Origin of the sequence: Variovorax sp. dw_308 (genome assembly GCF_019207085.1) — a bacterium.
Taxonomy (GTDB): Bacteria; Pseudomonadota; Gammaproteobacteria; order Burkholderiales; family Burkholderiaceae_C; genus Variovorax.
The window spans coordinates 86100-106623 of the sequence record NZ_JAATOM010000015.1 but is presented as its reverse complement, the minus strand read 5'-3'; the positions used below and the strand labels follow the sequence as shown (position 1 = coordinate 106623).

18 protein-coding genes, 2 tRNA genes and 1 rRNA gene are annotated in these 20524 nt (G+C 65.6%); 14 read left to right on the top strand and 7 right to left on the bottom strand.

Features of this window, described 5'->3' with window-relative positions; translation table 11 throughout:
• Positions 1–264 precede the first annotated feature (264 nt).
• The 3 genes from HCU76_RS24840 to HCU76_RS24830 all read right to left on the bottom strand — a co-directional run bounded on the left by HCU76_RS24840 (position 265) and on the right by HCU76_RS24830 (position 2070).
• Positions 265–340: transfer RNA gene (locus HCU76_RS24840), tRNA-Ala, on the bottom strand.
• 13 nt (positions 341–353) lie between these two features.
• A tRNA-Ile gene (locus HCU76_RS24835) sits at positions 354–430 on the bottom strand.
• Positions 431–533: 103 nt separating this feature from the next.
• A 16S ribosomal RNA gene (locus tag HCU76_RS24830) occupies positions 534–2070 on the bottom strand.
• Positions 2071–2777: 707 nt separating this feature from the next.
• Here HCU76_RS24830 and HCU76_RS24825 point away from each other — a divergent pair.
• Both HCU76_RS24825 and HCU76_RS24820 read left to right on the top strand, forming a co-directional pair.
• On the top strand, positions 2778–4694 hold the full coding sequence (locus tag HCU76_RS24825) for an ATP-binding cassette domain-containing protein (protein WP_218510898.1): 1917 nt from the start codon (positions 2778–2780) through the stop codon (positions 4692–4694).
• Positions 4695–4772: 78 nt separating this feature from the next.
• Entirely contained in the window at positions 4773–6533 is a 1761-nt protein-coding gene (locus tag HCU76_RS24820) for a phospholipase D family protein (RefSeq protein WP_218510897.1), read from the top strand.
• 197 nt (positions 6534–6730) lie between these two features.
• Here the strand turns inward: HCU76_RS24820 and HCU76_RS24815 are convergent, their stop codons facing one another.
• Genes HCU76_RS24815 through HCU76_RS24805 form a run of 3 tightly spaced genes read right to left on the bottom strand, consistent with a single transcriptional unit; the run spans position 6731 to position 9512 of the window.
• Positions 6731–7699 (bottom strand): tripartite tricarboxylate transporter substrate binding protein, encoded by a 969-nt coding sequence (locus HCU76_RS24815; protein WP_213958533.1) that lies wholly within the window; start codon positions 7697–7699, stop codon positions 6731–6733.
• Positions 7700–7746: 47 nt separating this feature from the next.
• Positions 7747–8103, bottom strand: coding sequence for a hypothetical protein (locus tag HCU76_RS24810; RefSeq protein WP_218510896.1), 357 nt, complete (start codon positions 8101–8103; stop codon positions 7747–7749).
• Positions 8100–9512, bottom strand: a complete 1413-nt coding sequence (locus HCU76_RS24805) for an acyclic terpene utilization AtuA family protein (RefSeq protein ID WP_218510895.1) — start codon at positions 9510–9512, stop codon at positions 8100–8102. Before HCU76_RS24805 ends, HCU76_RS24810 begins: the two co-directional genes overlap by 4 nt.
• 94 nt (positions 9513–9606) lie before the next feature.
• Here HCU76_RS24805 and HCU76_RS24800 point away from each other — a divergent pair, with 94 nt between their 5' ends.
• Entirely contained in the window at positions 9607–10521 is a 915-nt protein-coding gene (locus HCU76_RS24800) for a LysR family transcriptional regulator (RefSeq protein ID WP_218510894.1), read from the top strand.
• A gap of 256 nt (positions 10522–10777) precedes the next feature.
• On the opposite strand, the gene HCU76_RS24795 is transcribed toward HCU76_RS24800, so the two are convergent.
• The gene (locus tag HCU76_RS24795) at positions 10778–12193 is read right to left on the bottom strand and encodes a PLP-dependent aminotransferase family protein (protein ID WP_213958537.1); all 1416 of its coding nucleotides are present in this window, start codon (positions 12191–12193) and stop codon (positions 10778–10780) included.
• 102 nt (positions 12194–12295) lie between these two features.
• Between HCU76_RS24795 and HCU76_RS24790 the strand changes: the two genes are divergently transcribed.
• The 11 genes from HCU76_RS24790 to HCU76_RS24740 are packed head-to-tail and all read left to right on the top strand — an operon-like array spanning position 12296 to position 20432.
• Positions 12296–12895: a LysE family translocator gene (locus HCU76_RS24790; RefSeq protein ID WP_213958538.1), complete on the top strand. Its 600-nt coding sequence runs from the start codon at positions 12296–12298 to the stop codon at positions 12893–12895.
• Positions 12892–13830 (top strand): DMT family transporter, encoded by a 939-nt coding sequence (locus tag HCU76_RS24785; protein WP_213958539.1) that lies wholly within the window; start codon positions 12892–12894, stop codon positions 13828–13830. Before HCU76_RS24790 ends, HCU76_RS24785 begins: the two co-directional genes overlap by 4 nt.
• Positions 13827–14435, top strand: coding sequence for a LysE family translocator (locus HCU76_RS24780; protein ID WP_213958540.1), 609 nt, complete (start codon positions 13827–13829; stop codon positions 14433–14435). The genes HCU76_RS24785 and HCU76_RS24780 overlap by 4 nt, the downstream gene beginning before the upstream one ends.
• Before the next feature lie 26 nt (positions 14436–14461).
• Positions 14462–15688, top strand: a complete 1227-nt coding sequence (locus HCU76_RS24775; protein ID WP_213958541.1) for a PLP-dependent aminotransferase family protein — start codon at positions 14462–14464, stop codon at positions 15686–15688.
• 22 nt (positions 15689–15710) lie between these two features.
• On the top strand, positions 15711–16343 hold the full coding sequence (locus HCU76_RS24770; RefSeq protein WP_218510893.1) for a DJ-1/PfpI family protein: 633 nt from the start codon (positions 15711–15713) through the stop codon (positions 16341–16343).
• 13 nt (positions 16344–16356) lie between these two features.
• Positions 16357–16500 carry a hypothetical protein gene (locus HCU76_RS24765; RefSeq protein WP_213958543.1) on the top strand — a complete coding sequence of 48 codons (144 nt, stop codon included), beginning with the start codon at positions 16357–16359 and terminating at the stop codon, positions 16498–16500.
• Positions 16501–16538: 38 nt separating this feature from the next.
• Positions 16539–17186 carry a glutathione S-transferase gene (locus HCU76_RS24760; protein ID WP_213958544.1) on the top strand — a complete coding sequence of 216 codons (648 nt, stop codon included), beginning with the start codon at positions 16539–16541 and terminating at the stop codon, positions 17184–17186.
• Positions 17187–17193: 7 nt separating this feature from the next.
• The gene (locus tag HCU76_RS24755; protein WP_218510892.1) at positions 17194–18099 is read left to right on the top strand and encodes a PhzF family phenazine biosynthesis protein; all 906 of its coding nucleotides are present in this window, start codon (positions 17194–17196) and stop codon (positions 18097–18099) included.
• A gap of 4 nt (positions 18100–18103) precedes the next feature.
• The gene (locus HCU76_RS24750) at positions 18104–18811 is read left to right on the top strand and encodes a VOC family protein (protein WP_218510891.1); all 708 of its coding nucleotides are present in this window, start codon (positions 18104–18106) and stop codon (positions 18809–18811) included.
• Positions 18812–18813: 2 nt separating this feature from the next.
• Positions 18814–19446, top strand: coding sequence for a LysE family translocator (locus HCU76_RS24745; protein ID WP_213958547.1), 633 nt, complete (start codon positions 18814–18816; stop codon positions 19444–19446).
• Positions 19443–20432 (top strand): threonine dehydratase, encoded by a 990-nt coding sequence (locus tag HCU76_RS24740; RefSeq protein ID WP_213958548.1) that lies wholly within the window; start codon positions 19443–19445, stop codon positions 20430–20432. Before HCU76_RS24745 ends, HCU76_RS24740 begins: the two co-directional genes overlap by 4 nt.
• Positions 20433–20524 lie beyond the last annotated feature (92 nt).

The following is a 20524-nucleotide window of genomic DNA, read 5'->3' as shown; positions in this document are numbered from 1 at the left end:
GCGTTATGCCGTACTTCCAATTATCGATCTGACTCGAAATTGAAGTTTCTTTTGACGCAATCAAAAATTCTATGTTGCTGATGGCACGGTCCGCACTAAACCTTTACGAATGTGCGGTTTCCATCAGCAACGCTGATTCGACTCTATGAATTTTTAAAGAACAGCCGATTGATCAAGAGATCTTGATCAACAACAAAACAGCCTCGTTAAAAGCCGCTTTGGTGTTGAACTGATAAGTGCCAGGTACTGGTTTCTGGCAATCTTTGGTGGAGGATGACGGGATCGAACCGACGACCCCCTGCTTGCAAAGCAGGTGCTCTCCCAGCTGAGCTAATCCCCCAGGATTAGATGGATGGTGGGTCTGGTTGGATTCGAACCAACGACCCCCGCCTTATCAAGACGGTGCTCTAACCAACTGAGCTACAGACCCAAGCCGGAACGCTTTGGACTCAAGCCTGTGCGCTCAAGTCGCTGGGCGACAACCTTCCAACAACCGATAAGTGTGGGCGTTCAAATGAACTTGCTGTTTCCAGAAAGGAGGTGATCCAGCCGCACCTTCCGATACGGCTACCTTGTTACGACTTCACCCCAGTCACGAACCCTGCCGTGGTAATCGCCCTCCTTGCGGTTAGGCTAACTACTTCTGGCAGAACCCGCTCCCATGGTGTGACGGGCGGTGTGTACAAGACCCGGGAACGTATTCACCGTGACATTCTGATCCACGATTACTAGCGATTCCGACTTCACGCAGTCGAGTTGCAGACTGCGATCCGGACTACGACTGGTTTTATGGGATTAGCTCCCCCTCGCGGGTTGGCAACCCTTTGTACCAGCCATTGTATGACGTGTGTAGCCCCACCTATAAGGGCCATGAGGACTTGACGTCATCCCCACCTTCCTCCGGTTTGTCACCGGCAGTCTCATTAGAGTGCCCAACTGAATGTAGCAACTAATGACAAGGGTTGCGCTCGTTGCGGGACTTAACCCAACATCTCACGACACGAGCTGACGACAGCCATGCAGCACCTGTGTTACGGCTCTCTTTCGAGCACTAAGCCATCTCTGGCAAATTCCGTACATGTCAAAGGTGGGTAAGGTTTTTCGCGTTGCATCGAATTAAACCACATCATCCACCGCTTGTGCGGGTCCCCGTCAATTCCTTTGAGTTTCAACCTTGCGGCCGTACTCCCCAGGCGGTCAACTTCACGCGTTAGCTTCGTTACTGAGTCAGTGAAGACCCAACAACCAGTTGACATCGTTTAGGGCGTGGACTACCAGGGTATCTAATCCTGTTTGCTCCCCACGCTTTCGTGCATGAGCGTCAGTACAGGTCCAGGGGATTGCCTTCGCCATCGGTGTTCCTCCGCATATCTACGCATTTCACTGCTACACGCGGAATTCCATCCCCCTCTACCGTACTCTAGCTATGCAGTCACAGATGCAGTTCCCAGGTTGAGCCCGGGGATTTCACAACTGTCTTACATAACCGCCTGCGCACGCTTTACGCCCAGTAATTCCGATTAACGCTTGCACCCTACGTATTACCGCGGCTGCTGGCACGTAGTTAGCCGGTGCTTATTCTTACGGTACCGTCATGATCCCCCTTTATTAAAAGGAGACTTTTCGTTCCGTACAAAAGCAGTTTACAACCCGAAGGCCTTCATCCTGCACGCGGCATGGCTGGATCAGGCTTGCGCCCATTGTCCAAAATTCCCCACTGCTGCCTCCCGTAGGAGTCTGGGCCGTGTCTCAGTCCCAGTGTGGCTGGTCGTCCTCTCAGACCAGCTACAGATCGTCGGCTTGGTGAGCCTTTACCCCACCAACTACCTAATCTGCCATCGGCCGCTCCATTCGCGCAAGGCCCTTGCGGGTCCCCTGCTTTCATCCGTAGATCGTATGCGGTATTAGCACAGCTTTCGCTGCGTTATCCCCCACGATTGGGCACGTTCCGATGTATTACTCACCCGTTCGCCACTCGCCGCCAGGATTGCTCCCGCGCTGCCGTTCGACTTGCATGTGTAAGGCATGCCGCCAGCGTTCAATCTGAGCCAGGATCAAACTCTATAGTTCGATCTTGATTTTTGCACCCCATCTCGCGATGAGGCAAAACTCATAAAAAAAGAAATTGAAGTGAACTTCACTTCTATTCTCATGAGCGTTTAAAGTCTTGCGACTTTGTTCCGAAGAACTTGGCAAGTTGCCTTCAAACGCCCACGCTTATCGGCTGTAAATTTTTAAGGATCCAGACTCGAAAACATCTCTGTCTTCTCGCCTTTTGCTTCGTTCGCTGCGATCAGCGAAGCCCGCCAGTCTAACACGATTTTTTAAGTTCGGTCAAACTTTTTTCGCTTCCTTCCACCCCTTCCGCATCCAACCGCTTGGCAGTCAGTGCTGAGGCCAGTTCAGCGAAGCCTTCGATTATGACTCGGTTTTTGCAACTTCGTCAAGTCCGAGGGACTTTTTCTTGGCTTTTTGCAAACCGGCCTGGAGCCGTTCTGCTGATCCGCGGTTTGCGTTTCTAGCCGAGCCCACGAGTATATGCCATTTTATGCAGTGCGCAACCGCGGCTGCAAAAAATCACTAGCAAGTCCGGGTCTTGCGTCGCACACATCCTTTGCTCGGGGAGCAAGGAGCGCGCACTGTACTCCAGCGCAGTTGCTGCCTGCGTCCGGTGCGGCTCACTTATAGATAGAGAAGGGAGCGCAATCCAACCCATGTACGCCCCGCGTCGCTTGGGGGCATTAGGTGCAAGGGCTCCCCCGGATAATCGGCGTCACATGGCACTCATCACACTCCTCGACGCGCAACTCGCGTTCGGTCACGTCCCGCTGCTGGATCATGCGGACTTCTCGTTGCTCGAATCGGAGCGTATTGGCCTTATCGGGCGAAACGGTGCGGGCAAGTCCTCGATGCTCAAGATCCTCGGGGGGCTGGAGAAGGCGGACGATGGCACGCTGCAACTCCAGCAGAACCTGCGCGTCGCCTATGTGGCGCAAGAGCCTGCCCTGGACATGGAGGCCACCGTCTTCGCCGCGGCGAGCGAGGGCCTGGCGCATGTGATCGCCTCGCGCGAGATGTACTTGAATGCAGCGGAGGGAGCGGACCTGGACGCACTTCAGTCTGAAATAGAAGCCTACGACGCGTGGAACTGGGAGCAACGGGTGGAAGAGACGCTGCACCGTCTGCACCTGGACCCGGAGGCCCGTGTGGGGTCACTTTCCGGTGGTACGCGCAAACGTGTCGCCCTGGCCCAGGCGCTCGTGACCGCGCCCGATGTGCTGTTGCTGGACGAGCCGACCAACCATCTGGACCTCGATTCAATCGAATGGCTGGAGCAGTTGTTGATCGATTTCAAAGGCAGCGTGGTCACGATCACCCATGACCGGAGCTTCCTGAACCGCGTGGCGACCCGCATCATCGAACTCGATCGGGGCAAGCTGAGTTCGTACCCTGGCAATTTCGAGCAATACCTCCTGCAGAAGGAAGAGCAACTTGCGCAGGAGGCGGTGATCAACGCCAAGGCCGACAAGCTGCTTGCGCAGGAAGAGATCTGGATCCGAAAGGGTGTGGAGGCACGGCGCACGCGCAGCCAGAGCCGCATCAGCCGCTTGCAGGAGATGCGTGCGAGCCATGCGGCCCGTCGCAACGTGCAGGGCAGCGTCAACATGGACGTTGTTTCGGGACAGTCGAGCGGAAAGATCGTCGCGGAGCTGACGCATGCGTCCAAGTCCTTCGGCGCCAAGACCGTGGTCCGCGATTTCAGCAATACCATCCTGCGTGGCGACAAGGTGGGCCTGCTGGGGCCCAACGGCGCGGGCAAGACGACGCTGCTGAAGCTGATTCTTGGCGACCTGGAGCCGGACAGCGGCAAGGTTCGGCGTGGCACCAACATCGAGGTCGCCTATTTCGACCAGATGCGCGAGAAGCTCGACCTTGACGCGACGCTGGAGGACTTCATCAGCCCGGGCAGCGAGTGGATCGAGATCGGCAAGCAGCGCAAGCACGTGAAGAGCTACCTGAGCGATTTCCTGTTCTCGCCGGCGCGTGCCAACTCGCCGGTTCGATCGCTGAGCGGCGGCGAGCGCAACCGCTTGCTGCTGGCGCGCCTGTTCGCGCGACCGGCCAATGTGCTGGTGCTGGACGAGCCGACCAACGACCTGGACATCGACACGCTGGAGTTGCTGGAGGACCTGCTGCAGAACTACGACGGCACCGTGTTCCTGGTCAGCCATGACCGCACTTTCCTGGACAACGTGGTGACGAGCACCATTGCCTTCGAGGGCGACGGCAACTGGCGCGAATATGAAGGTGGCGTGCAGGACTGGCTGGTCCAGTCGAAGCGGGCGAGGGAGATCAACGCACAGCGTGCGGCCGCCGCGCTGACTCTCGCACCTGCAGTCGCCCCAGCACCTGCACCCGCTCCTGTGCCGGCGCCGGCTGCCGCGACAGCCGCGATGCCGCGCAGGAAGCTGAGCTACAAGGAGCAGCGCGAACTCGACGCCTTGCCGGGCCGGATCGCGGAGCTGGAAGGAGAGCAGAAGGAGATTGCCGAGTTGCTGGAACGTGATGGCGGCGCCATCTATTCGACGGAGGCCTCGCGGGCGGTGGAGCTTGGCGAGCGCCATGCGCACATCGACGACGAACTGATGGCGGCGCTGGAACGCTGGGAAGAATTGAGCGCCGCAGCCCGCTGAGGACGTTGAGTCTGTCTGACGCGGCGGCTCGCGGCTTCAGGCTATACACGGTGCCAATTCAACTTCGACTGGCACGCCATGCTTCGTCCACTGCGCTGGACCCTTGCCCTTCTCATTGCCATCGGCCTCTTGACGGCGGGAGGTTGCGCCGAGCTTCCAACGCAGGTCGACCGGCCGGTGTCGCATGCGCTGGCCTCCGCGGCAGGGACGCCGTTTGCGACGCTGGTGAGGCAGCGGCATGACGCGGCGAATGCCCGGTCCGATTCGGGCTTCCTGCTGCTCGATGGCCCGCAGGCTGCCTACGGCAGTCGGCTGGCCCTGGTGGACGGCGCGCAGAAGACGCTGGACCTGCAGTACTACGCCATCCATGCCGATGCGAGCACCCGCCGACTGATGCGGGCGGTGCGCGAGGCAGCGGCGCGCGGCGTCCGGGTGCGCATCCTCATCGATGACTTCCACAGCACCGGGCGCGATGCGCTGGTGCTGCAACTGGCCTACGTCGAGAACATCGAGGTGCGGCTGTTCAATCCGTTGGCCGGTGCGCGCGGTTCGACGATCGGGCGGCTGTTCAGTTCGATCGATGACGCATCGCGCATCCAGCAGCGCATGCACAACAAGCTGTTCCTTGCCGACAACGTGTTCGGCGTGGCGGGCGGGCGCAATCTGGGGGATGCGTATTTCGGCGTCGGGGAGAGCGGCAATTTCGTGGACCTCGACGTGCTGGCGGCCGGGCCGATCGTGCAGGACCTGTCGCGCAGCTTCGACACCTACTGGAACAACGAGCGCGCCTATCCGGTCCAGTCGCTGGTCAAGCGGGAGGAACTGGACAGGATCCGGGACGAGGCCCGGGCCGACGATGCCTCGAAGCCGGAGGCGGAGAAGCAACCAGCCGGGGCGCGGCGGGCCGTCGTCTGGGACGAGCAGCCGATCGACCTCGCGCAGGCCGACTTCACCTGGGCGCCGGCCGTGGTACTGGCCGACAAGCCCGGCAAGATCGCTTCCAGCGCCGAGGAAGCCGCCAGCGCGAGCCCCGCAGCAGCTCGCGCTTCCGGCAGGGAGGCAGTTGGACTGCAGGTCAGCCTGCCGGCCGGCGGGCAGCGCAAGGGCAACGACGCTTCTGGCAGTCGAGGGCAGGCGGCGATGCAGGACGTTGGCGGCGGGCGGCAGGCCACGGTGCAAGACGCGGCCCACGCCGCGGCAGGCGGCGACACGCTGGTCGAGGGCCTGCTGCAACTGATCGGCCAGGCGCAGAGCGACCTGCTGATCATCTCGCCCTACTTCGTGCCCGGACCGGACATCACGCAGGCGCTTTCGGCACTGCATGCGCGCGGCATCCGCGTGCGCGTGCTGACCAATTCGCTGGCTTCTAACGACGCGCCGGTCGCGCACGTCGGCTATGCGCGGCATCGGGAGGCGCTGCTGAAGCTGGGTGTCGATCTCTATGAATTGCGCAGCGAGCAGGCCGGCATCAACAGCGCCTTTGGCTCCTCGGGCTCCGTCACGGGTCAATCGCACTCGATGCTGCATTCCAAAGTGCTTGTGATGGACAAGCGGCTGGTGGTGATCGGGTCGATGAACCTGGACCTGCGTTCGCAGAAGCAGAACACCGAGGTGGCGTTGCTCATCGGCAGCCGCGGGCTGTCGGGCGATACCACTGAACTGATTGAAAAGACCTTGCGCGAAGGCGCGTGGCATGTGGAACTGGTCGATGGCCGCCTGACGTGGCGCGCGCCGCAGGGCAGCGGGCTTCAAGACACCACGACCGAGCCGGATGCCAGCCCCGGCCTCAGGCTGATGCTCAAGGTGATCGGGCCGCTGGCGCCGGACAGCATGCTGTGATGCGGCATTGCCGAGCAAAGCGCCATGCGCATGCCTGCGGCGAGCAGGTCATTGGACTGGCCGTCCATGCGGGTGGACTGGACGATGGTCAGCCAGCTCCGGGCGTCGGCCTGGCTGGTGAATGTGACAGCACTGCCGGTTGCAAGGCATGGGGCGGCTGCACCCAGCGCGAGGCGGGCGGTCTGGAGTTCATGAGGCTATTCGGCTTCGATGCCGGCCTCCTTCACGATGCTGCCCCACTTGCGCGATTCAGCGGCCTGAAACCTGGCCATATCCTCGGGCGTGTTGGTGAAGACCTCGGTGCCGGTCGGGTCGTAGAAGATGGTCCTGGCGGCCTCGCTCTTCGCGGCCTTGACGAGCAACTCGTTGAGGTGCTTGACGACGGCGGGCGGTGTCTTCGCGGGCGCATACGCGGCGAACCAGTAGCCCATCTCGTAGCCCTTGACGCCGGCCTCGGCGATGGTCGGCACATCGGGTGCAAGCGGCGAGCGCTTGCTGCCCGACACGCCGAGCGCACGCAGCTTGCCCGACTTGACCTGCGGCAGGCCGGTGGCCGTGTCGGTGATCATCATGCTGATCTGGCCGCCGAGCAGGTCGGTGACGGCGAGCGTGTTGCTCTTGTAAGGCACGTGCAGCAGCTTGATGCCGGCCATCTGCTGCAGCAACTCGCCGGCCATGCGGCTCGATGAACTGCCGCTGCCGAAGCTGTACTTGCCGGGCTCCTTCTTCGCCATCGCGACGAACTCGGCCACGGTCCTGGCCGGGAAGGACGGGTTCACGACCATGATCTGCCCGCCCTTGCCCAGGGCGGTGATGGGCGCGAAATCCTTGACCGGGTCGTAGGGCATCTTCTTGTACAGATGCTCGTTGGCCGCGTGCGTGGTGTTGGTGGTGATGAGCACCGTGTAGCCGTCGGGCGCGGCCTTGGCCACTTGCTGCGAAGCGATGAAGCCGCTGGCGCCGGCCTTGTTGTCGATGACCACCGGCTGCTTGGTCTCGGCGCTGACGCCGTTGCCGATGGCACGGGCGATCTGGTCGGTGGCAGTGCCGGCGGCGAAGGGGACGACGAAGGTGATGGGCTTGTCCGGGAAGGTGTCGGCCTGGGCCAGCGCGGGGGCAAGCGCCAGGGCGGCGATCGCGAGAGCGATTGAATGGATCGGGGTCATGGGTTTTGTCTCCGGATGGTTGGAAGTGGAATCTGATGGGGGTCTTTTCAGTCTTCGGCTGGGCCGGCGAGAAGATGCTGGAGCCCGGGCGGCACGCGGATCGGCATGTCGAGCAGCAGGAAGGACAGCGACTTGCCGTGCGTGTCGAGGTTCAGCGCATCGTTGACGCCGCCGTCGAGCACTGCGTCGAGCACGAAGTTCATGGCATGCAGCCTGGGCAGCACGAAGCGCAGCACGCGGCTGGGGGTGCGATGGCGGAATTGCGCGGCGACAGCCTCGGGCGTGACCTGTTCGACGAGCAACGGGAACAGCTCGGGGTGCCAGGCGATCACGCTGATGTTGGAGCGGTCGCCCTTGTCGCCGGTGCGGCCGTGTGCGGCCCTGTAAAGACGAACCGAGGTCATTGGATGCCTTTCGCACTGGGCGCCGTGGAGAGTGCGCCCTCCACCATCTCGAACCCAACCGGCACCGCCTCGCGCGGCAACAGGCACGAGATCGTGTTGAGCCGGGGCGTGAGCGTGCTGCGGACGCCGCCGCCCCCGGCCGGGCCGCAGGTGTAGAGGGCCATCACCTCACGGCCGAGGCGTTCGGCTTCGGCGCGGTCGTCGTGCGTGGCGGCGACGCGCAGGCGGATGTCGCGCGCGCCGCCATCGGGCGTGGCGGCGAGCGCGCGGCCCGCGTCGTCGGCCAGGATGCTGACGGCGCCGATGAGGTCGACGCGCAGCTTGAGGCTGCCCAAGCGGCTGCGCAGTACCTCGGCGGCCAGACGCGCACGCGCTTCGGCTCGCGGGCCGGCGTAGGAGATCTCTCCTTCGGCCAGCCATCCGCCTTCATGGCATACGTTGACCTTGTAGTGCGTCGGGCGAGCATGGCCGCGAACGCCCGTGAGCGCGACGCGGTCGGTGCCGGCGGCATGGACTTCGGCGTCGCCGATGTCGGCGATGACGTCGGGCGTGAGGTAGGCCTCGGGGTCGTGCACTTCGTAGAGCAGTTGCTCCTTGACCGTGGCCTCGGTGACGAAGCCGCCGGAGCCTTCGGACTTGCCGACGGTGCAGCTTCCGTCGGACTGGATTTCAGCGATCGGGAAGCCGACGTTTTCGAGCCCCGGCACATCCTTGAAGCCGGGGTCCGCGAAGTAGCCGCCGCAGACCTGCGCGCCGCATTCGAGCAGGTGGCCGGCCATCGTCGCGCGGCCGAGCTTCTCCCAATCGTCGGCGCGCCAGCCGAAGTGCGACATGGCCGGGCCGACAGCCAGCGACGGGTCGGCCACGCGGCCGCACACCACGATCTGCGCGCCGGCGTCGAGCGCGGCAGCGATGGGTTCTGCTCCGATGTAGGCGTTGGCGCTGACGATGCGCAGGCCGTCGATGCGCTCGCCGAGTTGCTCGCGCAGCAAGGCGCGTTGCTGCGGCGCGGAGAGGTCGTCGCCCTCGACCACGGCGATGCGCGGCAGGGGCGCGCCGAGTTCCCGGGCGATGCGTGCGATGTGCCGTGCGGCCGCGCGCGGGTTGGCTGCGCCAAAGTTGCTGACGATGCGGATGTCGTTTGCAAGGCAGCGCGCCAGCACCGGTCGCAGCATGGCGTCGAGCAGGGGCTCGTAGCCTGCATCGGGATCGGCACGGCGACGCAATTGCGCGAGCGCGAGGGTGCGTTCGGCCAGCGTCTCGAAGATGAGGAACGCGCGCTGCCCGGCGGGGCCGGCGGCGAGCCGGGCGATCAGCGTGTCGACCACGGGGCCGGCGGCATCGGTGCGGTCGCCTGAGAAGCCGGCGGCGCAACCGATCAGCAGCGGGGGCGGGTTGGTGGGGTTCATTCGGCTAATCGTCTCGTACGGAGGGTGAATGTAGGACGCGGGTCTTCATCCGTAAAATCGAATGTTCAGATCGATTCATCCAAATTACAGATCGATGGCCACCCCCGACCTTTCCACGCGACAACTGCGCGCGTTCGCCGCGCTGGCCGAGCAACGCAACTTCACGCGGGCGGCGCAGACCTGCCATTTGTCGCAGCCCGCGTTCAGTGCATTGATCCGCACGCTGGAAGAGACGCTCGGCGCACGCCTGTTCGACCGCGACACGCGCAGCGTTCAACTCACGCCCGAGGGCCGGCTGTTCGAAGCCTCGGCGCGGCGCCTGCTCGACGACATGCAAGGCGCGGTCGGCGAACTGGCAGATCACGTGGAGCGACGCAAGGGCCGTGTCAGCGTGGCTGCACTGCCCTCACTCGCGGCCGGCTGGTTGCCGGGCATCCTGGCCGAGTTCATGAAGGCGTGGCCCGGCATCACGGTCGAGTTGCACGATGCGTTGTCGGACGCATGCATTGCGCAGTTGCGCAGCCATCAGGCGGACTTCGCTCTGGCTGCGACAGGCGCGGGCGCCGCCTCGGCGAGCGACCTGCGCGGGCGCAAGTTGTGCAGCGATGGATTTCATCTCGTTTGCCAGAAGGACCATCCACTGGCCAAGGTGCCGAAGCTGACGGCCAGGCAGTTGGCACCGTGGCCCTTCATCCAGATGGCACGCAACAGCAGCGTGCGGCAGTCACTCGATGCGGCACTGCATCCGCTGCGGCTGAATGCGGTGTTCGAAGTGGAGCACCTGGCGACGGTGATGGGGCTGGTCGAGGCCGGGGTGGGGATCAGCGTGGTGCCGGCATTGACGCTGTTCCACTTCCGGCGCGAGACGCTGGTGACGCGGCCCCTGCCGGTGCCGGGGCTGACGCGGACGATCTATCTGGTGCAGCGGCGGGAGGGAAGCTTGTCTGTGGCTGCGCAGACGCTGCATGACTTGATCGTGGAGAGGATGGGGGCGTTGCGGTTTGAATGAACGCGAACGTGTCGAATGGTCCGAGTCAGCACACACCAAGCGCGGCATGCGGTGCGGCGCGGCCGACCCTTCCGCGCCTCCGAAGCGCGCAGCGTTTGGCGGGTCAGGGCCATGTGCTGTTTGAGCGAAGCGAGTTCACATGGACCCCGCCAAACGCGAGCACTGCAGGGGAGCCCCGAAGGGGCCGGCGCAGTAGGGTCGGCTGGGCCGTGCCGCGTGCCGGGCGCTCTCACCACTGGGCGCAAGGCAAGCAGCGTCACCCCCGCACCCGCCCGAACACCTTCCAGAACTCCGCATCCTGCGCCGTCGCGAAGTTGATCCGCATCAGCGTCGACGGCGGCCGTCGCGCGTGGAACAGCGAACCTGGCGCCAGCAAGTAGCCCTCATCCAGCATGCGCTGCGTCAACGCATCGGTATCGACACCGGTATCAACCCAGCCGAACAGCCCCGCCGGTTCCGACACGAACGTGCAGTCATGCGACAACGCCAGCTTCACCGTCCGCGCACGCGCCCCATCGAGCCGCACGCGAATGCGATCCGCATGCCGGCGCAGTTGCCCCTGGTCGATGCACCATGCCAACGCGCGCTCGAACAGCGCGGGCGTGGTCAAGGTCGCGAGCAGCTTGGTTTCGAGCAGGCCGCCCAGCAACCCCGGCGGCGCGGCCAGAAACCCGATGCGCCAGTTCGGCGCCAGGATCTTCGCGAAGCCGCTCACGTAGATCGTGCGCTGCAACCCGTCGAGCGCGCACAGCCGGGTTGCATGCTCGGGCGCGAGATGGCTGTAGGTGTCGTCCTCGACGATGTGGAAGTCGTGCTTGTTGGCCAGTTGCAGCACCCGGTGCGCGCTGCCCGGCGAGAGGCTGTAGCCGGTCGGGTTGTGCAGCACGCTCACGCTCACGAACAGCTTGGGCTTGTGCGCCTCGCAATACTTCGCCATCACCTCCAGGTCGGGCCCGTCGGCGCGGCGCGGCACCGGCAGGATGCGCATGCCGAGCGACTCCAGCCGCGCGAACTCGATGGCCCAGCCCGGCTCCTCGACCATCACCGGGTCGCCGGCGCGCAGCAGCGTGCGGCTCACGATGTCCAGCGCATGCGTGGCGCCGATGGTCGTGATGATCTGGTCGGGCGCGGCGGGCACGTTGATGCTCACCAGCTTCTGCGACAGGCTGCGGCGCAGGGCGGTGTCGCCCAGCGGTTCGCCGTATTGCAGCGACAGGTCCTGCAGCGCGCGTGTACTGGTCAGGCGGCGCAGCGAGGTCGGCATGAAGGTCGACTCCATCCAGTCCGGCGGAAACACGCCCATGCCGGGCTGCGGCTTGTCGCTCTGGCGGTGGAACATGCCACGGATCAGGGAACTGGCATCGGCCGGTACGCCTGAGGCCGGCAGCGGGCTCGCGATGGCATGGACGACCGGACCCGGCGTCCGGGCGTCCTGCCCCGCGGCCGAGTCGCGCACATAGAAACCACGCTGGCGTCGCGCCTCGACCAGGCCTTGCGCCAGCAGCTGGTCGTACGCTGCGACGACCGTGTGCGGGCTCACGCCCTGTTGCCGCGCGCACTCGCGCACCGAAGGCAGGCGCGCGCCGGGCGCGAGCAGGCGCGTGCGGATGCGTTCGGCAAAGCGGCCGGCCAACTGCTCGGTCAGCGACTGTGTGGAAGTTCTCGTCAGCATGCGCAGTTTTGATCTGTGTCGATGGATGAACCAATACAGAGCCAAATCATGTTCGCCAATCTGTATTGGTACTGTAATGGTCCTCAGTTTAGAGTCTGTGTCATGAACTGGCAAGAATTCACTGCGCTGCTGGTGTTGGCCACGGCGATGAGTTTTTCGCCCGGCCCGAACACCACGCTCTCCACCGCCCTCGCGGCCAACGGCGGCTTGCCGCGCGCGATGCGCTTCATCGTCGCCGTGCCGGTGGGCTGGACGCTGTTGCTCGCGTTGTGCGCGGCCGGCGTCGGCGCGCTGGTGACGGCCGCGCCCATGCTCCGGCTGGCCATCAAGGGCCTGGGCATCGCCTACCTGCTGTGGCTGGCTTTCAAGCTGAGCAACAGCGGCACGCTGGGCAGTGCCGATGGCAAGCAGCTTGACGTTGGCTTCGGTCAGGGCGTGATGCTGCAATTCCTCAACATCAAGGCCTGGCTGCTGGCACTCACGCTGGTGGCCGGATGGATCGCCGGCCGGCCCGACGCACTGAGTCGTTTTGCGATCGTCGCGCCGGTCATGCTGATGTATGCCTTTGCCAGCAACTTCGCCTATGCGCTGGTCGGCGCGCTGCTGCGGCAGTGGCTGGCGCACGGCAAGCGCCTTTTGTGGTTCAACCGCGCGATGGCGGCGGTGCTGGTGCTGACGGCTTTCTGGATGTTCGAGACATGAAGAAGATCAAGGACGAAACCCTCGGGATGTGGCTCGGCGTGCTGGGCGTGGCCTTCTTCGCGGTGACGCTGCCGATGACCCGGCTGGCCACGGGCACGGTCGATGCGCCGCAACTCTCGCCGTGGTTCGTGACGGTCGGCCGCGCGGCGCTGGCGGGCATGTTGTCGCTCGTGTTCCTGCTGGCCACGCGCTCGTCATTGCCGCAGCGCCACCAATGGAAGCCGCTGGGGATGGCGGTGCTGGGCAACTGCCTTGGCTTTCCCCTGCTGCTTGGCTATGCACTGCGCATGGTCACCGCGAGCCATGCGGCGGTGATCACGGCGCTGTTGCCGCTGGCGACGGCGGCCGTCGCCGCATGGGTGCTGCACCAGCGGGCGCGCTTCGGCTTCTGGGTGTGCGCTGTGCTCGGCAGCTTGCTGGTGGTCGCGTTCTCCATGCTGCGTGCGAGCCAGCATGGCAACGGCTTCGGGTTCGAATGGGCCGACCTGTTGCTGGTCGGCGCGGTGGTGGCGGCTTCCGTCGGATACGTCTATGGCGCACAGGTCACGCCGTCGCTGGGGGCCGAGCGGGTGATCTGCTGGGTGTGCGTGATGGCACTCCCGTTCAGTTTGCCGGCCACCCTGTTGCTGTGGCCGCAACAGCCGATAGCGACCTCGTCCTGGGCCGGCTTCGTCTATGTCGGCGTGTTTTCGATGTGGATTGGCTTCTTCGCCTGGTACCGCGGGCTGGCACTCGGCGGCGCGCTGCGGGTGAGCCAGACGCAACTGCTGCAGCCTTTCCTCTCGATCCTTGCCGCCGTGCCTTTGCTGGGCGAGGCGCTGGATGTCGTGACGCTGGGCTTCGCGGCTGCCGTCGTGGCGACGGTCGTGGTCGGCAAGAAGCTGTCGCAACCGCGTGCCGTTGCGCGCCCCGTCACCGCTGGAGGAACAGCATGACCACGGAAACCTGGCTGGCCTTCAGCCTCTTCGCCCTGGTGAGCTCGATCACGCCGGGCCCCAACAACACGATGATGCTGGCCTCCGGCGTCAACTTCGGCTTTGCCCGCTCGGTGCCGCACATGGTGGGCATCACCGTCGGCTTCTGCTTCATGATCCTGCTGATGGGCATGGGCCTGGGCGCGGTGTTCGAACGCTTTCCCGTGCTGTACACCGCCATGCGCTATGCCGGCGGCGCCTACATGCTCTACCTGGCCTGGAAGATCTTTCGCAGCCGCTCCGCGAGTGATGCGGTGCAGGACGGCGCGCCCGAGGTGCGGCCGATGGGCTTCACCGCGGCGGCGGCCTTCCAGTGGGTCAACCCCAAGGCCTGGGTGATGGCGCTCGGCGCAATCACCACCTATTTGCCAGCCGGCCATTCGCTGTGGCAACTTCTCGCCTTGACGGGCGTGATGGCGGTCATCAACATGCCAAGCACCGGCTCCTGGGCGCTGTTCGGCAGCAGCATGCGCCGCTACTTGCAGCAACCGGCCTTTCTTCGCGCCTTCAACACCGTCGCGGCCCTTGCGCTGGTCGCCTCGCTCTACCCTTTGCTCACCCACTGAATCCATATCACCGAACGGAGAACAACATGACAACCACCTGGAAACTGGCCACCCGCGCCGAGAAAATGAACCCTTCGGTGCTGCGCGAGATCCTCAAGGTCACCGAGCGCCCCGGCATCATCAGCCTGGCCGGCGGCCTGCCCTCGCCCAAGACCTTCCCGATCCAGGAATTCGCCGACGCCTGCGCCCACGTGCTGCACACCGACGGCCAGGCCGCGCTGCAATACGCCGCGAGCGAAGGCTACGGCCCGCTGCGCCAGGCAGTGGCCGACATGCTGCCGTGGAACGTCGACCCGGCGCAGGTGCTGATCACCACCGGCTCGCAGCAGGGCCTGGACCTGGTGGCCAAGGTGCTGCTCGATCCGGGCAGCCGCGTGCTGGTCGAGACGCCGACCTACCTCGGCGCGCTGCAGGCCTTCGCGCCGATGGAGCCGGTGCCGGTCAGCGTGGCCAGCGATGACGACGGCGTGATCGTCGATGACCTCGTGGCCCAGGCCCGGGGCAGTGCGGGGCAGGAGGCGGCGCGTTTCGTCTACCTGCTGCCCAACTTCCAGAACCCGACCGGCCGCACCATGACCGAGGCGCGTCGCCAGGCCGTGACGGAAGCTGCCGCAAAGGCCGGCCTGCCGATCGTGGAAGACAACCCCTACGGCGAACTCTGGTTCGACGAAGCCCCGCCGCTGCCGCTGGCCGCGCGCAACCCCGACGGCGTGATCTACCTCGGCTCCTTCTCGAAGGTGCTGGCGCCGGGCCTGCGCCTGGGCTTCCTGATCGCGCCGAAGGCGGTCTACCCCAAGCTGCTGCAGGCCAAGCAGGCGGTCGACCTGCACACGCCGATCTTCACGCAGCGCATGGTGTCGGCGGTGATGAAGGACAACTTCCTCGCGCGTCACGTGCCGACGATCCGCGCGCTCTACAAGCGCCAGCGCGATGCGATGGTCGCCGCGTTGAGGCGCGAGATGAAGGGCCTGGACGTGCAGTTCAACGTGCCCGTGGGCGGCATGTTCCTGTGGGCGCGCATGCCCGAGGGCATCGACACGGTGAAGCTGCTGCCGCGTGCGGTGGAACGCAACGTGGCCTTCGTGCCGGGCGCGCCTTTCTATGCAGGCCCGGGCGACTCGCGCACCATGCGCCTGTCGTTCGTGACGGCCAATGTCGACGAGATCGATACGGCCATCGCCGCGCTGGCGGCCACGGTCCGCGAGGAACTGGCGGCGCAGGCGAAGGCCCAGCCCGCAGCCGCCCTGGGCTGACCGACCTTCACAGGACTGAAGCATGCACATCGCCATCCTCACCTTCGACGGCTTCAACGAGCTCGACTCGTTCATTGCGCTGGGCATCCTCAACCGCGTGAAGAAGCCGGGCTGGCGCGTGACGCTGGCCGCGCCGACGCCGTCGGTCACGTCGATGAACGGCGTCACGGTGCAGATCGCTTCCTCGCTGCAGGAAGCCTGCGCGGCCGAGGCCGTGATCGCCGGCAGCGGCATGCGCACGCGCGAGGTCGCGGCCGACGCCGCGGTGATGTCCGCGCTGCGGCTCGACCCCTCGCGCCAGTTGATCGGCGCACAGTGCTCGGGCACTTTGCTGTTGGCGAAACTGGGCCTGCTCGGCAGCGTGCCGGCATGCACCGACCTCACCACCAAGCCGTGGGTTCAGGAAGCCGGCGTGCAGGTGCTGGAGCAGCCCTTCTTCGCCCGCGGCAACGTGGCGACGGCCGGCGGCTGCCTGTCGTCGACCTACCTGGCGGCCTGGCTCATCGCGCGGGCGGAAGGCGTCGACACGGCAGCCGCCGCCATCCACTACGTGGCGCCGGTCGGCGAGAAGGACGAATGGGTCGCGCGCACGCTGCGCAACATTGCGCCCTATCTGCCGACGAGCGCCGCTGCCGCGGACCTCGCGCTCACCTGACACGGCGGCCGACATGATCGACCTCGCGACTTGGGGCTTGTTCGGGGTCGCGGTGCTGGCACTGTTCGCGTCGCCGGGGCCGAACATGGCGTTGCTCGCGGCGGTGATGCTCGGGCTGGCCGTGCGCCTGCTCCTGCTCGACCGTCCCGCCCGCTGACCTTCTTGCCGACCTTCAAACCCGAAAGAACCGACGACATGCTCAACATCTGGGGCCGCATCACTTCGATCAACGTGCGCAAGGTGGTCTGGTGCGCGCAGGAACTGGGACTGGACTTCCAGCGCACCGAAGCCGGCGGCAAGTACGGCGTCGTGCAGACCCCCGAGTACCGCGCGCTCAACCCGAATGCGCTGGTGCCGGCCATCGACGACGGCGATGGCGACGACGCCTCGCATGTGAAGCTGTGGGAATCAAACGTGATCGTGCGCTACCTCTGCGCCAAGTATTCGTCCGGCCGGCTGTACCCGGAGCCGCTGCCCGAGCGCTTCGACGCGGAGCGCTGGATGGACTGGCAGCAGACCACCTTCAACCGGGCCAGCGCACCGGCTTTCGTGCAATGGGTGCGCACGGCGCCGGCCGATCGCAACCCGGACGTCATCGCGGCGTCTGTCCACGCCACCGAGCCGCTGTTCGCGATCCTCGATGCACACCTGGCCACGCGGCGCTTCATGCTCGGCGAGAGCTTCACCATGGCCGACATACCGCTGGGCTGCGAGGCGCACCGCTGGTTCGGACTGCCGCCGACCGAATACACGCGGCCGGCCTGGCCGCATGTCGAGCGCTGGTTCGGGGAACTGCGGTCGCGCTCCGGCTCGCGCGGTGTGCTGGACCTGGCGCTGGAGTGAAACCCACATGAAAACCCGTGCCTTCCAGCAAGTCGATGTCTTCACCGCCGTGGCGTACCGGGGCAACCCGGTGGCCGTGGTGCTCGATGGCAGCGATCTCGACGATGCCCAGTTCCAGCGCTTCGCGCAATGGACCAACCTGTCGGAGACCACCTTCCTGCTGCCGCCGACCGAGCCCGGCGCCGACTACCGCATCCGCATCTTCACGCCCGGCGGCGAGATGCCCTTTGCCGGCCATCCGACGCTCGGCAGTTGCCGTGCCTGGCTCAAGGCCGGCGGCAAGCCGAAGTCGACAGAGTTCATCGTGCAGCAGTGCGTGACCGGGCTGGTCACGATCCGCCGCGACGGCGCGCGCCTGGCCTTTGCCGCGCCGCCATTGAAGCGCACTGCGCCCAGCCCGACGATGCTGGCCAAGATCGCGCATGCGCTGGGCCTGAAGGCAGCGCAGATCCTGGCCGCGCAGCAACTGGACAACGGGTCGAACTGGTTGGGCCTGCTGCTGGACGAAGTCGACAGCGTGCTGGCGCTGGTGCCGGACCATCGCGCACTGAAGGAACTCGGCGTCAAGGTCGGCGTCGCCGCCATTGCGCAGGCACCCTCCCCCACGCAGTTGATCGCACGCTCGAACCGCGAGGCCAGGGCTTTCGGCGGCAGCGCCCAGGGCAGCGTCGACCTGGAGGTGCGCGCCTTCGCTGCCGCCACCGGCATCGAGGAAGACCCGGTCACCGGCAGCCTGAACGCCGGCCTCGCCCAGTGGCTCATCACCGACGGGCACATGCCCGAGCGCTACCTCGTCGGCCAGGGCCAGTGCCTCGGCCGCGACGGGCGCCTGAGCGTCGAGCGCGATGCCGAAGGCCGGATCTGGATCGGCGGCGACACGGTGGTGTGCATCGAGGGAGCGGTCACGCTCTGATGGCATGCGCCCTGCCGGCACGACCGCCCTGCTCGATCACCTCGTGATCGCCGCGCGCACGCTCGACGAAGGCGTGCAGTGGTGCGAGGCGACGCTGGGCGTCACGCCGGGGCCGGGCGGCGTGCATTCATTGATGGGCACGCACAACCGGCTGCTCAATGTCGCGTCGCTGGCCTTTCCCCTGGCCTACCTCGAGATCATCGCCATCGACCCCGAGCGGCGCCCCGCGCGCACGGGCAAGCTGCACCGCTGGTTCGACCTGGACGACCCGATGCTGCAACTGGCGCTGGCGCGCGGCGGCCCACAGCTCGTTCACCTCGTCGCGCGTGTGAGCAACGCCGCCGCGGCGGTGCATGCGCTGGCACACATGGCCACGCACATCGACCGCGGCCACCTCATCGAAGCCTCGCGCGACACCGCCGCCGGCCGGCTCGACTGGCGGATCACCGTGCGCGACGATGGCCAGCGCCTCTTCTACGGCGCCCTGCCGACGCTGATCCAGTGGGGGCCGGTGCACCCGATCGACACGATGCCGGCGTCGGGCCTCCAACTGCTCGGGCTGGCCGCTTCGCATCCGCGCGTGGACAGCCTGCGCAGTGCACTCGAGGCCATCGGCTTCGATGCGATGACCTTGAAGCAGGGACCGCCCAACCTCACCGCCACCTTGACCACGCCGCGCGGCGTGGTCACGCTCGAATCGAAAGGACACTGAACATGCTCGCCCTCCACGAACTCGCCTGGTTCGCACTCGCCTCCCTGCTGCTCGCACTCACGCCGGGGCCGAACATGATCTATTGCGTCTCGCGCACGCTGGTGCAGGGGCGGCGCGCTGGATTGATCTCCCTGGGCGGCGTGATGCTGGCCTTCCTGGTGCACCTGGTGGCCGCCGCGCTCGGACTCACCGCGGTGCTGCTCGCGGTGCCGCTGGCCTTCGATGCGATCCGCCTGGCCGGCGCGGCCTACCTGCTGTGGCTGGCCTGGCAAGCCGTCAAGCCCGGGGGCACCGCGCCCTTCGAGCCGCGCGCACTCCCGGCCGACCCGCCGGGCAAGTTGTTTCGCATGGGCTTCGTCACCAACCTGCTGAACCCCAAGGTCGCGATGTTCTACCTCTCGTTCTTTCCGCAGTTCATCCATCCCGACCGCGGCTCGGTGCTCTGGCAGAGCGCGCAGCTGGGCGCGGTGCAGATCCTCGGCAGCGGGTTGGTCAACAGCATGATGATCGTCTTCGCTGCGGCGATCACGGCAGTGCTGTCGCAAAGCTCGGGCTGGCTGCGTGCGCAACGCTACGTGATGGGCAGCGTGCTGGCCGCGCTCGCAGTGCGCGTCGCACTCACGGAGCGCAAATGAACTTCACACGCGAGGAGATCGAGGCCGCGCAAGCCACCGTCCATGCGGCCATGCCGCCCACGCCGCAGTACGTGTGGCCGCTGCTCGGCCAGCGGCTCGGCTGCACGCTCTGGGCCAAGCACGAGAACCACACGCCGGTTGGCGCCTTCAAGATTCGCGGCGGCCTTTGCTACCTCGAATCGCTGGCGCGCGAACAGCCCGGGGTGCGCCATGTGATCAGCGCCACGCGCGGCAACCACGGCCAGTCGATCGGCTTCGCGGCGCGACGCCACGGGCTGGCCGCCACCATCGTGGTGCCGCATGGCAATTCGGTCGAGAAGAACGCGGCCATGCGCGCGCTGGGCGTCACGCTCGTCGAGCATGGCGACGACTTCCAGGCCGCCTCCGAGCATGCGGCCCTGCTGGCCGAACGCGATGGCCTGCATCGCGTGCCCTCGTTCGCGCGCGAACTGGTGCGTGGCGTGGCCACATGCTGGGTCGAGTTCTTCGAGGCGGTGAAGCGCGCCGGCGATGTGCCCGACGTGCTGTTCGTGCCCATCGGCCTGGGCTCGGGCTTTGCGGCTGCGGCCGCGGCACGCGCGCATTGCAAGGTATCGACGCGGCTCATCGGCGTGGTTTCCGCGCATGCGACGGCGTATCGCGATTCCTTCCTTGCAGGCCACGCCGTCGATGCGCCCGTGACCACGCTGCTGGCCGATGGCATGGCCTGTCGAACGCCGGTGCCCGAGGCGCTCGAGATGTTGCGCCGCGAGGCCGAGGACGTGGTCACCGTCACTGACGGCGAAGTGGCGCAGGCCATGCGCGCCCTCTTCACCGACACGCACAACGTTGCCGAGGGCGCTGGCGCCGCAGCGCTCGCTGCAGCCATGCAGCAACGAGAACGCTGGCGCGGCAGGACGGTCGGCATTGCCGTGAGCGGTGGCAACGTCGATGCGCCGCTGTTCGCGAACGTGCTGACGATGCCCGCTCCAACCGGGAATATTTGACCCTTTGGCTCGGGCGTTTTTGCCTACGACTTAAGTTATATACCTGAACTAGTCCCTACAATATCTTTGCCGGACAGTGATTCGTGTCAAAA

Coding starts and splice junctions, on each gene's coding strand:
- HCU76_RS24825 (WP_218510898.1), top strand. CDS start 2,778: ATGGCACTCATCACACTCCTCGACGCGCAACTCGCGTTCGGTCACGTC.
- HCU76_RS24820 (WP_218510897.1), top strand. CDS start 4,773: ATGCTTCGTCCACTGCGCTGGACCCTTGCCCTTCTCATTGCCATCGGC.
- HCU76_RS24815 (WP_213958533.1), bottom strand. CDS start 7,699: ATGACCCCGATCCATTCAATCGCTCTCGCGATCGCCGCCCTGGCGCTT.
- HCU76_RS24810 (WP_218510896.1), bottom strand. CDS start 8,103: ATGACCTCGGTTCGTCTTTACAGGGCCGCACACGGCCGCACCGGCGAC.
- HCU76_RS24805 (WP_218510895.1), bottom strand. CDS start 9,512: ATGAACCCCACCAACCCGCCCCCGCTGCTGATCGGTTGCGCCGCCGGC.
- HCU76_RS24800 (WP_218510894.1), top strand. CDS start 9,607: ATGGCCACCCCCGACCTTTCCACGCGACAACTGCGCGCGTTCGCCGCG.
- HCU76_RS24795 (WP_213958537.1), bottom strand. CDS start 12,193: ATGCTGACGAGAACTTCCACACAGTCGCTGACCGAGCAGTTGGCCGGC.
- HCU76_RS24790 (WP_213958538.1), top strand. CDS start 12,296: ATGAACTGGCAAGAATTCACTGCGCTGCTGGTGTTGGCCACGGCGATG.
- HCU76_RS24785 (WP_213958539.1), top strand. CDS start 12,892: ATGAAGAAGATCAAGGACGAAACCCTCGGGATGTGGCTCGGCGTGCTG.
- HCU76_RS24780 (WP_213958540.1), top strand. CDS start 13,827: ATGACCACGGAAACCTGGCTGGCCTTCAGCCTCTTCGCCCTGGTGAGC.
- HCU76_RS24775 (WP_213958541.1), top strand. CDS start 14,462: ATGACAACCACCTGGAAACTGGCCACCCGCGCCGAGAAAATGAACCCT.
- HCU76_RS24770 (WP_218510893.1), top strand. CDS start 15,711: ATGCACATCGCCATCCTCACCTTCGACGGCTTCAACGAGCTCGACTCG.
- HCU76_RS24765 (WP_213958543.1), top strand. CDS start 16,357: ATGATCGACCTCGCGACTTGGGGCTTGTTCGGGGTCGCGGTGCTGGCA.
- HCU76_RS24760 (WP_213958544.1), top strand. CDS start 16,539: ATGCTCAACATCTGGGGCCGCATCACTTCGATCAACGTGCGCAAGGTG.
- HCU76_RS24755 (WP_218510892.1), top strand. CDS start 17,194: ATGAAAACCCGTGCCTTCCAGCAAGTCGATGTCTTCACCGCCGTGGCG.
- HCU76_RS24750 (WP_218510891.1), top strand. CDS start 18,104: ATGCGCCCTGCCGGCACGACCGCCCTGCTCGATCACCTCGTGATCGCC.
- HCU76_RS24745 (WP_213958547.1), top strand. CDS start 18,814: ATGCTCGCCCTCCACGAACTCGCCTGGTTCGCACTCGCCTCCCTGCTG.
- HCU76_RS24740 (WP_213958548.1), top strand. CDS start 19,443: ATGAACTTCACACGCGAGGAGATCGAGGCCGCGCAAGCCACCGTCCAT.